This window comes from Paenibacillus sp. J22FR83, assembly GCF_059691955.1.
The window spans coordinates 1-14,379 of sequence record NZ_JCAUAM010000033.1; the positions used below are offsets into that span (position 1 = coordinate 1).

A 14,379-nucleotide genomic window follows, 5' to 3' on the forward strand; every position below is an offset into this window, starting at 1 on the left:
TTAATGGTTGATTGCTCAACCGATTTGCTTACTCACTCGTTGTTCAGTTTTCAAAGATCAATGTCTTTCGTCCGCTACCGTGTTACCGAAGCAGCGAGAAGTAATATACCACAGAACGTTTCTCAATTGCAAGCACTTTTTTCTTGTCAATTATTGTCGGCGTCTGTCGGAAAGTCATCTTACCATACCTTATTGCTTGAAAGCAAGTCCACTACAATTTCGCTTGTCATGGTTGTTTGCTTCCGAACAACGAGGACTAATGTACCATGCCTAGATATCAATTACAACCCCTTTGGAAAAGTTCCACTATTGCAATTGTTTCGAATTGTTCCTACAAAAAAAGGAATGCATTAAGCACCCTTTTCCCGCGTTTAGTATTCCATTGTAATAATCGGTGTTCCTATCGTTAAGCGCCAAAGGCCCGAAGTCGTATCTTGATGAAGTGCGATTTGGACATTCACCTTTTGATCGCCGCTTTGTATAGAAGACTCAAATTCAGATGCTACCAACGATGCACTGAAGGTCGTGCCATCTTCGTATCTTTCAACAACTGTTCCTTTATAAGCTCGAACTAACTCACCTAGGTATTCCTTGGGATCATTCGATAAGCCGAAGTCTTCATCAACAGCATTTCCTTGTATCATCACGTTCCACATACCTTGAATGCCTTGGCCGGTTAATTGCGTGGTCATTTGCTCCTGCCATTTAAGAAGTTGGGCTTGATCCGCACTCCCTGGCGCATCTAATCGTAATACAGCATAACAAGCCGTTTGTCCTACTGGACTAGCAACAGTTAATGTCGCAACTGCACTTCCAGCAACTTCGGACTTATTCGTATAAATACCGTTTTTCAAGGAAATCGGTTCATTGGCGTTAGTTGTAAACCCTAGTTTTTGGGACAAACGTTCACTTGCACCCATCACTTTGGCATCCACACCATCACATGTGCCGAAATACCCTGTATATTTGAAGGTAATATGTTCATTGGATTGCATAAAAGGGTTTGCCACACGGAGTAATAGCTGTGCATCTTGTTCAGCCCGTGCATCCACATGACGAATCCACCCGAAGAATAAGCCAAGAATAGTTAAGCCTATTAGCATTTGTGTCCAACGCTTTGACATGAAAAAAGCACCTCTTCGCTAGAATCTATCACTCTAGTAAAAGGATGCCCGTATCTAGCAAATGTTAAACCTATCCACGTGTCGATTGAAAGAATTCTATTCGCTCGCCATCTAGCCCGTTAAAGAAGAAGTACTTAGAACCGTTCGGAAGTGTTGTGATTTCCGTGTCCAACTGCTTAACCTCTAAAGCTTGAATTCTTGCGAACTCAACATCGATATCATCTACGGTAAAAGCCAAATGATGCACTTTACCTTCCTGCGGCAGGTTCGCATTATAACCTTCAATTAATTCAACTTCTGTTTCATTCGCAGCTTCAAAGCCAAGAAAACCAAGCCGAATGACACCATTCGTGTGAAGCAGCGTTCCTTTGTGCTTAAGCCCGATCACTTTTTCATAGAATGCTATTGATGCTTCTAAGTTTGCTACCATAACCCCTACATGTTCTAATTTCATAACGGTCATATGTATCTGCCTCCTTGTTCTAACCCCTTCATTTTAGCTAAAAACAATAGAAAGAGCTAGCCCGATCAAGACATAGGGATTGTCTCCATCTCCCCGTTCAAAGAGAACAGCGTTACCTCTGTATTCGTGGCATGCACTAATCCCAGATTATCGAACACTTCTCTTATCTGAGCATGATTTAAATACTTAGTAATCGTTTCAATGGCTCGAGTGGAATACTCCTGATACATGGATTCGAAAAAAATAAGAACTTCTTTATCCCCAATGATTACTTTCGTGTGCAGCATGCGCAACACCCCCGGTTCAGATAGAACAATTGTATATTTTGGAAGCTAGGAAAGTATGAAGACTTCTTTAGGTTTATGTTAGGTTTGTAGATTTCGCATAAGATGAAATGTGCGTGTATAATAAAAACGAAAACCACGGACAGGAGGGGCCAGAATGAGGTTGTTAAAGCTATTGCAAATCTATGAGGTGGACGGGATTACCCCGAAGCATCGGTCAGATCGATTCGATTTCGATGAGATTCAAGGGCAAACATTTCGTGAAGTGAACCCAACCGAGGTAGGATGTCCAATGACTTTATCAGGGGTTCAACAACATACACCATTCAAAACAACACGCGTGCAAGCGATTGATCAAGACGGACTGGATTTCCGAGTATTGACGCGCAACACGATTTATCATTTTGAAGTATATACAGAACGTAGTGTTCATTAAGACAAAAGACCTTTGACCCCTTCCACATTCGGGAGGTAGTTAAAGGTCTTTCTGGTTTATTTACTTAGCCAAACTTGCATAAGCGAGAGCAGTTGGCTCATATGCAGCGGCTTGCTAATATAGTCGGATGCACCTGCCTGCAAACAGATCTCTCTATCCTGTTTCATAGCTTTGGCTGTAAGTGCAATAATCGGAACAGCAGCATAATGATTATTTTTCCTAATGAGACGCATCGCTTCATAGCCATCCATCACCGGCATCATGATATCCATAAGAATAAGTTCAATGCTAGGATCTTTGGCCAACAACTCTAAGCATTCTTGTCCATTCTGAGCAACACTCACGATAAACCCCTCTTGCTCAAAGGCATTACAAAGTGCAAAAACATTACGCACATCATCATCAACAACCAGTACTTTTCTACCCTTAAATGGATTGTTACTGCCATCCTCGTGTGTAAGTATATTTTCACCGTATTCACGGATGAAATAGTCATTGCTCGTGCTTGCAATTGCCGCCGCCGCTTCTTTATGCCCTGTGTTAATCCCCTCTGGCAGCGAAGGTATGTATAATGTAAATGTACTTCCTTTACCTTCTACGCTCTGCATCTTGATACAACCCCCAAGAAGTCTCGCCAACTCCCGACTGATCGATAATCCCAGCCCTGTTCCTCCATATTTCCGATTCGTTGTGCCATCAGCTTGGAGGAAAGGCTCGAAGATGATTTCTTGCTTGTCGGTTGGTATACCTATACCAGTATCCCTAACGGAAACCGCCATAACTTGCATATGCACAGCAGAAGGCAGCAATTCCACAATTTGTTCCACGCTGCACATGCGAAAATCCACCTGAATTGAACCTTGATGCGTGAATTTGAATGCATTGGAAAGCAAATTTTTGAGAATTTGACTAAGCCTCTGCTCATCCGTATAGAAGATCTTCGGCACTTGCGTATCCATCTCAATTCGAAATGTCAGCTTTCGTTGTTCAGCCACCTTCTCGAAATGACCTAATAAGAGCTCGGGTAGCCAGTCTGCACGCAACTCTCCGATGTGAATATCTAATTTTCCCGCTTCCACCTTGGATAAATCCAAAATATCGTTAATGAGGAGCAATAAATCATTTCCCGAAGAATGAATAACACGGGCATACTCTTGCTGATCATGCGTTAAGGTTTGGCTATTGTTTTCCTGAAGCATCTGAGAAAGAATCAATATACTGTTAAGAGGCGTTCGGAGTTCGTGAGACATGTTCGCCAAGAACTCTGATTTATACCGCGAACTCAGCTCCAGTTGAATGGCATGCTCTTCAAAGGAGACTTTCATATGTTCGAGCTCTCTCGACCTTTCATCCGCGTAGCGATTCCTTTCCTCTAGCCGTTCATTGGTCAGATGCAATTCTTCCTGTTGAATTTGAAGTTCCTCCGTCATAGCCTGATACTCTCGAAGAAGGCGCTCGACCTCGACACGCGTTTGCACACTGTGGACGATTGTTCCTAAGACCTCTAGGATATCATCCATCAGACTCAGCTGAAGCGACGTAAATTTATCAAAAGAAGCCAACTCCATGATAGCGATAACCTCTTGATTATGGATGATCGGTACGATCATAATACTTTGTGCCGTTGCTGAGCCAAGTCCTGATTTCAAACGAATATACGTTTCAGGGACATGTGTGAGATGTACAATTCTTTTCTCAATCGCACATTGGCCAATCAACCCTTCTCCAAGGCGGAAGAATGTTTTCCCAGCTTCAGCTCCTTCCTCCATCGCCGCATAATCTGCCATCCTCATCATGCCAACCCTAGATTCGTGTACACTTCTTATGTAAAAAACCCCGAATGAAGCTCCGAACAACTCCGCTGCTTTACGAATAAAGGAGGTCCCCAACATTTCCAAATTAGAAATGCCTTGCAGCATATGCACAACTTCCGTCAGCTTTCGCTGCTGCCACTCGATTTCTTCTTGACTCTCCAGCAACATATTGGTTGCGTCAGCCAAATCCTTCACTTCATCATTCATAGTGACATGAATGCGCTTCGAACGATCTCGCTTCATAGAGCTCAGCTTCATGATGCTCTTCGTCACCTGTTTGATCGTCCCGACAATGGATCTCGAAATAAGTAGTGCTGCTAGCAACGAAAAGATGATCACCACCCCCAACATAACAAATAAGGAGTTGATCAACATTTCATTTTGTGCATCCAGGTGTGCCGCTCGCTCCTTCACAAATCCCATTTCAAGGCCGCGAAATCGATTTAATTGCGAGCGAATATCCAGAATACTTTGATGCGTAATAAAGAAGGTGAAATTAAAATAACTTTCATTCTCAAGACCATTCCTCATCGTCGGTAAGGTCCCGCCTGTTTGTATTAGCCAATTTTCGATAGATTCTTTGAGCGCGATTAAATTTTTCTCTTGGACTGGCGTATCACTCGTCAACTCTCTCAGTTGATTAAAGGAGTCTCTCCACTTGGTCTGCCCGGTCGTATAAGGCTCTAAATATTTAGCTTCCCCGGTGAGTAAATACCCTCTTTGCCCATTTTCCATATCCATGACATATTTCTCAAGAAGATTCGACTCTCTATTGACGGCAAAATCATGCTCGATTACATAATTGCGATCTCGCTGCATGGCAGCTAACTGTTGAATAACAAGCACAAAAGAAAGAGTTAAGCAGAAAATGATGAACGCATATCCAATCATAATTTTGGCACGAATACCGAATCTCATTTTCTTCACTTCACTGCCACCCTTCAAGCAAATCAATTTCCAATACCTGTATCATATACCAAACAACTCTATGCTGAAATGCAAATTTTATACTTTACTACTTTACCGAGTTAATGTATTATCTAGATAAAGTAATAATCATTATAAGGAGTGTTGCACATGAAAGGTCCAGGTGTCGAAAACATTAATCCACGAAGCATTTTATCCCGTATGCAGCCCTACACGCCAGGAAAACCCATTTGGGAGGTCCAGCAAGAATTCGGGCTCACTTCGGTCACTAAATTAGCTTCCAATGAAAATCCATTAGGCCCTTCCCCTCTTGCTCTTGAGGCTATTAGAGCTTATGTATCCGACATTCACCGTTACCCAGATGCTGAGACCGTAACCCTTAGAGAAGCCATTGCGGAGAAGCGCGGATTCTCCCCTGATCAAGTCCTTGTTACGAACGGCGGCGATGAACTAATTACACTGCTCTCCGAAACCTACTTAGAGCCAGGCGATGAAGTCATTGTGCCTTCCCCCACCTTCAGTGAGTACGAATTCGGAGCCAACTTACTTGGAGCCAGCATCATTCGCGTACCGCTTGGAGAGAACTATCGCTATGAAGTAGACGCTATTCTCGAAGCAGTCACAGAACGCACGAAGATGCTCTATATTTGTTCACCAAATAATCCCACGGGCACTTATATCACCAAAACAGACCTACACCGACTTGTAAAAAGTCTCCCGTCACACGTACTTGTGATCTTCGATGGTGCTTATAGCCATTTCGTTACAGCTGACGATTACTGCGATGGTCTTGCGTTAGTACGAGAAGGCTACCCTGTTGTCGTGCTGCAAACTTTTTCTAAAATCTACGGATTAGCAGGGATACGCGTCGGATATGGCATCGCTGATACGGGTATTCTGCAACGGATTCGTCAGGTCAAAGAACCTTTTAATGTGAACACACTCGCCCAAGTTGCTGCTGCAGCCGCACTCAAGGATGATCAACATCTTGAAGCAACGCGTACGAATAACGTTAAGGTGCGAGAAGAGCTGTACGCTGAATTACGGATACTGGCAATTCCGTTCACGCCAAGCATGAGTAATTTTGTATTGGTCGAATTAGGCGCACAAGCGAAATCGATTTATGATAATTTGATGAGTCGCGGGGTTATCGTTCGTTATGGCGGAGGTTGGAATCTTCCTAATCATGTTCGAATTTCAATTGGAACTTCCGAAGAGAATGCAGTGCTTGTTCAAGCTTTGAAAGAAATTACCGCTGTAAAAGCATAGGATAAGCTCGGATAAGCCCCCTACTTCAGAGTAAAACACCCCCATTAGGGATCGAAGCTTATTTGTTTGGGCTCTATTAATTATGGTACAATGCTATGATACAATGCTATGAATCAAGTCTCATGGGGGTACATCATGCTAAAAGAATTCAAGGAATTTGCATTCAAAGGAAACATGCTCGACCTTGCAGTCGGGGTTATTATCGGAGGAGCTTTCGGTAAAGTCATTACGTCCATTGTGAATGATTTGGTTATGCCGCTCGTTGGTTTACTGATTGGAAAAGTGAATTTCAATGATTTGTATGTTGCCTTGGACGGGAAACATTACGCAACATTTGATGAAGCTGCTAAGAGCACTGCTGTCTTTAGATACGGACAATTCCTATCCACTTTTTTAGATTTCTTAATCGTGGCATTCGTCATCTTCATGGTCGTTCGCCAAATCGGTAAATTCCGCAAGAAAGAAGCACCTAAGGAAAAAGCGGTAACCACCAAAAACTGTCCTCATTGCTTATCTGAAATTCCCGCGCAAGCTTCACGATGCAAGTTCTGTACTTCTGAGCTTTCATCTGGCGGTACGGTTAGTGGCAGTATTCAATAGATCATTGCGATAGAAAGAGCCCGTGTCGGATTACGATACGGGCTTTTGGTGTGTAAGTTGGGTTAAGGCAGGAGCTATTTTGTGCGTATTGCGGCTTAATGCAAAGGCAAAGACTATTTCGTGCGCGCAAGTTAGATCAGGACAAGAGCCATTTCGTGCGTAAGTTGGGTTAAGACAAGAGCTATTTTGTGCGTAAGTCTGCGACCTCGCCTTGTTCGAATGCATTCGCGTGCAGCAAGTGCAACAGCTGCTTCGCGGTATCTTCAGGGGAGCGCAGCTCCCCCTGCTCTTGGAGCTGGACGAACCGGCTCACCTGCGGGAAGTCCTCTTCCGAGGCAGCGCGAATCTCCCGCTGCATATCGGTGTCCACCACACCCGGTGCCACGCTGCAAATCAGCACCGGGTGTGTCTGTGTCAACTGCTCGGCGCCGACACAGCGCGTCAGCATATCCAACCCGGCTTTGGCGGTGCAGTAGGCACCCCAGCCGGGGTAGGGCTTGCGCCCCGCGCCCGAGGAGATGCCGACGACACGCTTCACGATCGGCCACGCCTGCGTGAGCCGAATGAAGCTGTTCGTCAGCACGGCGGGTGCGACGAGATTGACCTGCAGGCTGCGCTGCAGGTCGTCTGGGGTTGCTCGGCCGATCGAGACAATCGGCTCGATCATGCCCGCATTGTTGATGAGCGTGACGGAAGCCACGCCATCTGGTTGCGCGAGGATTCGCTCCATGAGCGAATCGATGCCTTCGGTTTGCGCCAAGTCGTAAGCATGGAAGGTCAGCTGACCTTCCATGCGCAGCGCCTCTTGGCGCAAGGTCTCGTTCTCGCTGCGGGAAATGCAATGAACCGCAGCGCCTTGCTCTAGCAGCTGCCGAATGATGGCAGCGCCGAGGCCTTTGGAACCGCCTGTAATGATGTAAGTATCCATATGATACACCTTTCTTTATCTAGATGAGTCCGACTAAGTTCCTGTACTTGGTTCTTTGGAAATGCAAACATCGTTTACCTTAATGCCGTTATCTCCAAGATACGTACGATTCAGCAAGGCTGATAGGAGAATGAGGAGCAATAATACCCCGTACTTTCCATTGCTATCTAGGGTGACGATAAAAGGTAAGAAAAACAGATTTAGCAATGTGATGAATATTTTTTGGTAGTCGCTATATCCAACGAGTGTAACTGTCCTAACCAGTTTCTTAGCTATATTAGCTCTGTAACTCCTATATAACATGTACAAAACATAGACAAGGACGATCACATACGAAACCATCACGATGTTCGCCTCCTAACGTTTCGAAGCACTTTGTAGATAAGCCGTTATACTATCCCTATATACTCGCCCCAGCGCTTCCGGTAGTTCGCGCACATCGAAGTATTGCAAATCTCGGGTTTCAGTCGTTTCCATCGCTAACTCACCTGTAGCTTCACGTGCCATATAGGCTGTCGTTACAGCGTAAAATTCATCTCCATTAGGAAGCGTGTAATGATATTGAGCACCAGAAAACACACCGACTAAGGTTAGTTCCACCACTGTCAAACCTGTTTCCTCCAAAAATTCGCGTCGAGCTGTATCTTCTAAAGACTCACCCAAGTCCATAAGTCCTCCTGGCAACCCCCAGGTCTCATTCGGTCTTTGTTGAAGAAGAATTTGTCCCCGTTCATTAACCAAGATCACGACTGCTCCAGGCAAAATAATAGGATGATGCCCTACGAACTGTCTAATTTGCTTATAATACTCCATGACACTTACACCTCCCGCCGTAAAGAAATGGGAATATCCCTTAATTTAACATAAAAAGTATCCCCTTTAACATAATCCGTCTTAACCGGCTTTCTTGGGGTAGCGTTCCGCTAGATAGCATTCTAATTCGCTCGTATTGTTGTTGGTACCCCTGTGTCGGTTAAAAGTGGCAGTAGTAGCTGCTAGGTTGGGTGGCTTTGGGGCATTAACTGGATTTCCTACATCTATTTCCGTGGAAAACTAGCCTCCGGGGAGATTAACTGGATTTTCTACATCTATTTTGGCCAGAAACGTCCCATTAGACGAAATCGGATTGAAATAGCAGGAGGAAATCCAGTTATTTGGTAAAATTCCGTGATTTCGCTCAAATTAGCTGGAGAAAATCCAGTTATTCAATTTGCCAGGGGGTGTGGGAGCGTTTCGAGCTCAAGCACAAACAAGAAAGAAAAATCTGTTGCGTTATCGCAACAGACTCTCTTCCACCTTCATTTAATTATACACACCTAAGCTGATAAGCTCCGCTTCCATCTCGCTTCTGAAGATCCTTTTATCGTGTTCTTCCATAAAAGCGGCCTCCACGCCGTTCATGATTAACTTCACGAGTTCTGGTGTTGTAAAAGCGAAGCGATCGGCAATCGTGCGATACTCCTTCGTAATATCGGTTCCCGACACACTAGGATTGTCTGTGTTGATCGTTACAATCAAACCTTGATCCAAGTACGCTCGGATCGGATACGCGTCCCAAGAGGCCACTGCCTTCGTTTGGATATTGGAGATCGGACACATCTCCAACGGGATGCGGCGATCTTTGATCATCTCCAGAATAGCTGCATTCTCGCCAAGCCTCACCCCATGCCCGATTCGGGTGGCACCTAGATGTGCTACAGCCTCGTAGACGTTAACCGCACCTGCCGCCTCGCCGGCATGAATGGTAACAGGAATGCCCAGCTTATGTGATCTAGCGAACACTTCCCGGAAAAACTCAGGCGGATAGTTCGCCTCATCGCCAGCCAAATCAACAGCAACAACGCCCTTCCCTACGAATTTGGCGGCCGCTTCAATAACTTCCAAATTATCTGCACAGGGGTGATTTCGCATACAAATAGCTATCACACCGAATCTCGTTCCATAATCGTGCCTCGCGCGCTTTAATCCTTGGGTGACATAGTGGAACGTCTCTTCCAAGGTTAACCCCAAGTTGCGATGCAATTGAGGCGCAAAGCGCACCTCCACATAGCGACAATTATGCTCCAAGGATTGTTCGATGACTTCATAAGCAACTCGCTCCAAGGCTGCACCTGTTTGTAGAAACTTCGTCGTAAAATCAAATTTCCCTAAATATTCTATCAGACTGCCACAATTGTCTGTCACTCGCATATGTGGAATCAGCCCATCCTTATCATAGACAGGGAGTGATATGCCTTGCTCGAGAGCGAGCTCCAAAATCGTCTCGGGCTTCACACTTCCATCCAAATGCAAATGAAGATCCACCTTCGGTAATCTCGCTAACAAATCGTTTGTTCGCATGTGAGCCATCTCCCATCTCTCCCTTGCCCCTCGTAGGCGCCAGTGCGCTAAAGAAGAATTTTTATTACTTTAATTCAATGTAATGATTATGTCAACATATATTACACTAATTCACGATATTAATATATGCGTTATATTACCTAACATTTCTTATTTTGCTTATAAAATGAGAAAAATCCACATCAGGCTACTAAGCCTACTGTGGATCTCTATGTTTGCCTTCTTACGAAGCTCTCGTTCGAACTAATAAGTACAAAAAGTATGGCGCTCCAATAACAGCGGCCACAATCCCCGTCGGAACCTCTGTTGGTTGAAACATTCCCCGAGAAATCGTATCTGCGATGATCAGCAACAGCCCTCCCGTGAGTGCCGAAGCTGGAATCAAAAATTGATGCTTTGGTCCAACTAACCTTCGTGCTAAGTGCGGCCCTATCAATCCTACGAAGCCAATCCCACCACCGACAGCGACACATGCGCCTGCCAAGGCAACAGCTGCTGCCAGCAATCCAAGTCGTTCCCGTTCCATTCTGATCCCAAGCCCAATCGACGTCATCTCTCCCAGATTCAGGACATTCAACACATTGGCTTTGTATATGACGTATGGAATAAGTATGACGATCCAAGGTAATAAAGCGACAACAAACTTCCAGTTAGTTCCCCATATACTTCCTGCTAACCAGATCTGAACGAACTGAAAATCGGTCGGATCCAAGCGAATGCTAAGTACCATCATCAAGGCAGCAATACCTGCCGAAACCGCGATACCTACAAGGAGCAAACGGGATGATGAGATTCCTTTACCTTTGACATACGAAAGCGTATAGATCAAGAAAGCAGCCAATCCGGCGCCTAGCATAGCAATCATCGGCATGAAGAATAACGGTGCCCCAACATTATTGGGATAAAAGGATACAACCAGTATGATCGCAAGTCCTGCTCCTGCATTAATACCCAGAATTCCTGGGTCAGCCAACATATTCCGCGAAATTCCTTGCAGGATCGCTCCTGAAACCGCTAAACCCGCTCCTACCAGGACCGAAATCACGATGCGAGGAAGTCGAAAATCCCATAGAATGATGCTTTGTTTCGCAGTGCCGCCTCCAAAAAATGTTCGCAGCACTTCAAGCGGGCTTAAACGGATTACGCCAGTATTCATACTTATAATAAAAACAATAATTATGAGGGCTAATAAAATTGACATCACCGCGATCGCTTTAGCCAATCTCGGCTTCTTGATGCTTCCAGGTTGCATGGATGCCACGTTCTAATCCCTCCCCTTTTTACGAGCTAGATAGAGGAAGAAGGGCACACCAATTAGGGCAATAATGGAGCCTATCGGTGTTTCAAATGGCGGATTGACCATGCGAGCTCCGATATCCGCCAGCACAACCAACAACCCGCCTAATACGGCAGAAGTCGGGATAATCCAACGATAATCAACGCCCACGAGATAACGAACAACGTGCGGAATAATAAGACCAATGAATCCAACAGCGCCTACCGTTGCCACTGCTGCACCTGCGAGGACTAGAACCAGTACAAAGGCTGCTAGCTTCACTAGCCCCGTCCGTAAACCGAGACCTGTTGCAACATCTTCTCCCATGCTTAACAGCGTAATCCAAGGCGAGATGAACATTGCACCTAATAAGGCAACGATAATCCATGGTGCCATAATATCAATTTGCATCCACTTCGTACCCGCTACTCCTCCTGCAAACCAAAAAGCGAGGTCCTGACCAATATGGTAGGAAATCGCAATCCCTTCACTGAGTGCCACAAGTAAGGCACTGACAGCAGACCCCGCCAGCACGATTCGAACAGGTGTTACGCCACCCTTGGCCAACGCACTAATGCCATAGACAAGCCCCGTTCCTACTGCAGCACCGAGGAATGAGAATAGAATGACATAATGAAATGGCAGATGCGGTAAAAAGGCAAAACACAGGGCAAGCATGAAGCCTGCACCTGCGTTGATACCGAGAATACCCGGGTCCGATAACGGATTGCGAGTAACACCTTGCATAATCGCCCCTGCCACAGCAAAAGCAGCCCCAACTAAAGCGCCAGCGATTGCTCGTGGAAGCCTTAATTGTTGGATGATCAAATGCTGAGTTGAATCACCATTAAATTGAAAGATGGCTTGCCATACCTCGCCGAAAGAGATATCCGCTGCCCCTACTGAGATAGAGGCAATCAGGCTAATAAGCAACAAAGCCAGTCCGCCAAAAATAATGGCTGATGCAGTAAATGGACGAGACTTCAAAGGAGGATGGCTTGCGGGAATTTGACTTTTTGACCCCGTCATACCCTAACCCCCAATTATTTAATAAGTTTAACGATATCGTCCATCACGCGCTCGCCAGCGATGACACCGTTGTACAACCAGCTGCTTGTTTTTTCTATTTCGAATACTTTGCCTGATTTAACTGCAGGAACGTTCTTCCATAGTGGATCTTCCAAGTTACCTGCTTGACCTTTATCGCTGTTAACCAAGAAAATATAATCTGCATCTAATTGAGCAAGTTTTTCTAGTGAAATTGGCACCCAATTGGCTTTTGCTTCCGGTAGTACAGCCAAAATATTAGGCAGTTTCAAACCAAGATCGCCGTAAGCAACCGCGCCACTGGCAACTTTACCGTTAACGACATAGAAGTTTTTATTCGTTACCCACAGAATGGCAACCTTCTTATCCCCAATAATTGGAGCAAGCTTTGCTTTGGTTTCTGTTACTTTTTGATCATATTTCTTAAGTGCTGCGTTCGCAGCATCTGTTTTATTAAGAATTTCGCCCATTTTCAAAAGCGTCTTACGGTAGTCTGCTATTACTTCGTTGCCAAGTACAAATGTCGGTACAACTTTGGAGTACTGCTCATATAGACCTTTCTCAACCGCTGACTCATTGCCAACGATCATGAAATCTGGGGTAACTTTCAAGATGGATTCCACAGGAAGAGTGGACGGAATGGTAGGAACGCCAGCTAGCTGTGTTTGCAAATAATCTTGCACGCTTGTTTCCTTAACAGACCATTGAACAATCGGTTTAATGCCTAATGTAAGAAGCGGATCTTCCAAGTAGGAGGCGATCACGGCTTTCGGGTTAGCTGGAACTTTAACTTCATGTCCCATGCTATCTTTAAGAACTTTATCAAGGGCAGGCGCAGGTGTCGCTGTCGCTGCTGCAGTAGCTGCCGGAGCAGTTGATGTCGCAGGTGTTGTTGTGCTCGCTGCTTCTTTATCGCTTCCACAAGCTGTTGCGAGTAGAGCTGCCATACACACGGAAAGAACAGTGAATGTAACTTTAGTAGTTTTAGTTGTATTGAAACGTGACAAGGTGGACCCTCCTGAGTAACTATTTATGTATGATATTGATTCTCAACTTATAATAATGAAAATGATTATCAATGTCAACAGTTTCAGCTATCTCACAGTATTTTCCTGCCCCTTGTGAATAACCTTCAGTGCCTCACGTACACTTAAGGGCGATAAGTCATGATTTGCGACAAAGGTTTGCACGGATTCCGCATCCGTCTTGGAATATTCACGCAGTGCCCATCCAATCGCTTTGCGGATGAAAAACTCCTTCGATTCAGCCATCGTTGTGATACAGTGAAACAGCAGCGGCACGTCGGTCTTCTTTTTATACTTCAACTGAAATAAAATCACTGTTCGCTGAAGCCACATATTATTAGAAGCTAACCATTTCTCAACGTAGTCTGGGATTAATGTTGGAAACCGTTGGAGATGATAGCCGATCAGGTGATCCGCCACCGTATCTACCGTGTCCCACCAGGATTGGGTTACGATGTAAGACTCCAGCTCATCAATATGCGAAGCATGTACTGTTTTTCTAATTTGCAGAAGCATCATAATAGCCGTGTAGTGAAACTCCCGCTCTGGCAATGACCACAGCTCTTGAGCAACGCGGACAGCCTCCTCCCCTTTCGGAAAGCCATGCTCCTTCGTGAATTGTTTGGTCAGCTGGGCGCGCTCCGGATTACGAATCCCGAGGAATGGAAAATGATTCTTCATATACGCTTCCATGCTTGGTGCATTTTCCGCATTTGCATGCGCTCTAAGCCATTTTTCCAAGTCATTCGTGTAGGGGGATGTCATCGTGAAAGTGCCTCCTTCTAGCTATCTCATATGCACTTATTGTAGCAATTCGCTAGCAATTCGGGTATGCTATTAGCAGAA

The 14,379-nt window shown here is 45.1% G+C and carries 15 protein-coding genes; 3 read left to right on the forward strand and 12 right to left on the reverse strand.

Going from position 1 to position 14,379, the window contains the following annotated elements:
- Window positions 1-371: 371 nt before the first annotated feature.
- The 3 genes from AC58PV_RS33950 to AC58PV_RS33960 all read right to left on the reverse strand — a co-directional run bounded on the left by AC58PV_RS33950 (window position 372) and on the right by AC58PV_RS33960 (window position 1,874).
- Entirely contained in the window at window positions 372-1,124 is a 753-nt protein-coding gene (locus AC58PV_RS33950) for a YwmB family TATA-box binding protein (RefSeq protein ID WP_497437419.1), read from the reverse strand.
- Window positions 1,125-1,194: 70 nt separating this feature from the next.
- On the reverse strand, window positions 1,195-1,587 hold the full coding sequence (locus AC58PV_RS33955; RefSeq protein ID WP_497437420.1) for a VOC family protein: 393 nt from the start codon (window positions 1,585-1,587) through the stop codon (window positions 1,195-1,197).
- Window positions 1,588-1,652: 65 nt separating this feature from the next.
- Window positions 1,653-1,874, reverse strand: a complete 222-nt coding sequence (locus AC58PV_RS33960; RefSeq protein WP_497437422.1) for a hypothetical protein — start codon at window positions 1,872-1,874, stop codon at window positions 1,653-1,655.
- A gap of 154 nt (window positions 1,875-2,028) precedes the next feature.
- On the opposite strand from AC58PV_RS33960, the gene AC58PV_RS33965 reads away from it, so the two are divergent.
- Complete coding sequence (locus AC58PV_RS33965; RefSeq protein ID WP_497437423.1) at window positions 2,029-2,307, forward strand: hypothetical protein; 279 nt, start codon at window positions 2,029-2,031, stop codon at window positions 2,305-2,307.
- 56 nt (window positions 2,308-2,363) lie between these two features.
- On the opposite strand, the gene AC58PV_RS33970 is transcribed toward AC58PV_RS33965, so the two are convergent.
- Window positions 2,364-5,039: a response regulator gene (locus tag AC58PV_RS33970; RefSeq protein ID WP_497437466.1), complete on the reverse strand. Its 2,676-nt coding sequence runs from the start codon at window positions 5,037-5,039 to the stop codon at window positions 2,364-2,366.
- A gap of 159 nt (window positions 5,040-5,198) precedes the next feature.
- On the opposite strand from AC58PV_RS33970, the gene hisC reads away from it, so the two are divergent.
- Window positions 5,199-6,317: a histidinol-phosphate transaminase gene (gene hisC, locus AC58PV_RS33975; RefSeq protein ID WP_497437424.1), complete on the forward strand. Its 1,119-nt coding sequence runs from the start codon at window positions 5,199-5,201 to the stop codon at window positions 6,315-6,317.
- Between the two features lie 135 nt (window positions 6,318-6,452).
- Complete coding sequence (mscL, locus tag AC58PV_RS33980; protein WP_497437426.1) at window positions 6,453-6,917, forward strand: large conductance mechanosensitive channel protein MscL; 465 nt, start codon at window positions 6,453-6,455, stop codon at window positions 6,915-6,917.
- Window positions 6,918-7,098: 181 nt separating this feature from the next.
- Here the strand turns inward: mscL and AC58PV_RS33985 are convergent, their stop codons facing one another.
- The 8 genes from AC58PV_RS33985 to AC58PV_RS34020 all read right to left on the reverse strand — a co-directional run bounded on the left by AC58PV_RS33985 (window position 7,099) and on the right by AC58PV_RS34020 (window position 14,298).
- Window positions 7,099-7,845, reverse strand: a complete 747-nt coding sequence (locus AC58PV_RS33985; RefSeq protein WP_497437427.1) for a (S)-benzoin forming benzil reductase — start codon at window positions 7,843-7,845, stop codon at window positions 7,099-7,101.
- Window positions 7,846-7,878: 33 nt separating this feature from the next.
- Window positions 7,879-8,190: a hypothetical protein gene (locus tag AC58PV_RS33990; protein ID WP_497437429.1), complete on the reverse strand. Its 312-nt coding sequence runs from the start codon at window positions 8,188-8,190 to the stop codon at window positions 7,879-7,881.
- 12 nt (window positions 8,191-8,202) lie between these two features.
- Window positions 8,203-8,658 carry an NUDIX hydrolase gene (locus AC58PV_RS33995; RefSeq protein WP_497437430.1) on the reverse strand — a complete coding sequence of 152 codons (456 nt, stop codon included), beginning with the start codon at window positions 8,656-8,658 and terminating at the stop codon, window positions 8,203-8,205.
- Window positions 8,659-9,147: 489 nt separating this feature from the next.
- Complete coding sequence (gene add, locus AC58PV_RS34000) at window positions 9,148-10,185, reverse strand: adenosine deaminase (RefSeq protein WP_497437431.1); 1,038 nt, start codon at window positions 10,183-10,185, stop codon at window positions 9,148-9,150.
- 223 nt (window positions 10,186-10,408) lie between these two features.
- Window positions 10,409-11,437, reverse strand: coding sequence for a FecCD family ABC transporter permease (locus AC58PV_RS34005; protein WP_497437467.1), 1,029 nt, complete (start codon window positions 11,435-11,437; stop codon window positions 10,409-10,411).
- Between the two features lie 12 nt (window positions 11,438-11,449).
- Window positions 11,450-12,490 carry a FecCD family ABC transporter permease gene (locus tag AC58PV_RS34010; protein ID WP_497437432.1) on the reverse strand — a complete coding sequence of 347 codons (1,041 nt, stop codon included), beginning with the start codon at window positions 12,488-12,490 and terminating at the stop codon, window positions 11,450-11,452.
- A 14-nt stretch (window positions 12,491-12,504) separates the two neighbouring features.
- Complete coding sequence (locus AC58PV_RS34015) at window positions 12,505-13,515, reverse strand: ABC transporter substrate-binding protein (protein ID WP_497437434.1); 1,011 nt, start codon at window positions 13,513-13,515, stop codon at window positions 12,505-12,507.
- 87 nt (window positions 13,516-13,602) lie between these two features.
- Window positions 13,603-14,298, reverse strand: coding sequence for a DNA alkylation repair protein (locus AC58PV_RS34020; protein WP_497437435.1), 696 nt, complete (start codon window positions 14,296-14,298; stop codon window positions 13,603-13,605).
- Window positions 14,299-14,379 lie beyond the last annotated feature (81 nt).

Excerpts from the sequence above, each read along its gene's own strand:
- AC58PV_RS33970 (WP_497437466.1), bottom strand. The coding sequence starts at position 5,039 with ATGAGATTCGGTATTCGTGCCAAAATTATGATTGGATATGCGTTCATC.
- AC58PV_RS34020 (WP_497437435.1), bottom strand. The coding sequence starts at position 14,298 with ATGACATCCCCCTACACGAATGACTTGGAAAAATGGCTTAGAGCGCAT.
- AC58PV_RS33965 (WP_497437423.1), top strand. The coding sequence starts at position 2,029 with ATGAGGTTGTTAAAGCTATTGCAAATCTATGAGGTGGACGGGATTACC.
- AC58PV_RS34010 (WP_497437432.1), bottom strand. The coding sequence starts at position 12,490 with ATGACGGGGTCAAAAAGTCAAATTCCCGCAAGCCATCCTCCTTTGAAG.
- AC58PV_RS33950 (WP_497437419.1), bottom strand. The coding sequence starts at position 1,124 with ATGTCAAAGCGTTGGACACAAATGCTAATAGGCTTAACTATTCTTGGC.
- AC58PV_RS33955 (WP_497437420.1), bottom strand. The coding sequence starts at position 1,587 with ATGACCGTTATGAAATTAGAACATGTAGGGGTTATGGTAGCAAACTTA.
- hisC (WP_497437424.1), top strand. The coding sequence starts at position 5,199 with ATGAAAGGTCCAGGTGTCGAAAACATTAATCCACGAAGCATTTTATCC.
- mscL (WP_497437426.1), top strand. The coding sequence starts at position 6,453 with ATGCTAAAAGAATTCAAGGAATTTGCATTCAAAGGAAACATGCTCGAC.
- add (WP_497437431.1), bottom strand. The coding sequence starts at position 10,185 with ATGCGAACAAACGATTTGTTAGCGAGATTACCGAAGGTGGATCTTCAT.
- AC58PV_RS33960 (WP_497437422.1), bottom strand. The coding sequence starts at position 1,874 with ATGCTGCACACGAAAGTAATCATTGGGGATAAAGAAGTTCTTATTTTT.
- AC58PV_RS34005 (WP_497437467.1), bottom strand. The coding sequence starts at position 11,437 with ATGCAACCTGGAAGCATCAAGAAGCCGAGATTGGCTAAAGCGATCGCG.
- AC58PV_RS33985 (WP_497437427.1), bottom strand. The coding sequence starts at position 7,845 with ATGGATACTTACATCATTACAGGCGGTTCCAAAGGCCTCGGCGCTGCC.
- AC58PV_RS33995 (WP_497437430.1), bottom strand. The coding sequence starts at position 8,658 with ATGGAGTATTATAAGCAAATTAGACAGTTCGTAGGGCATCATCCTATT.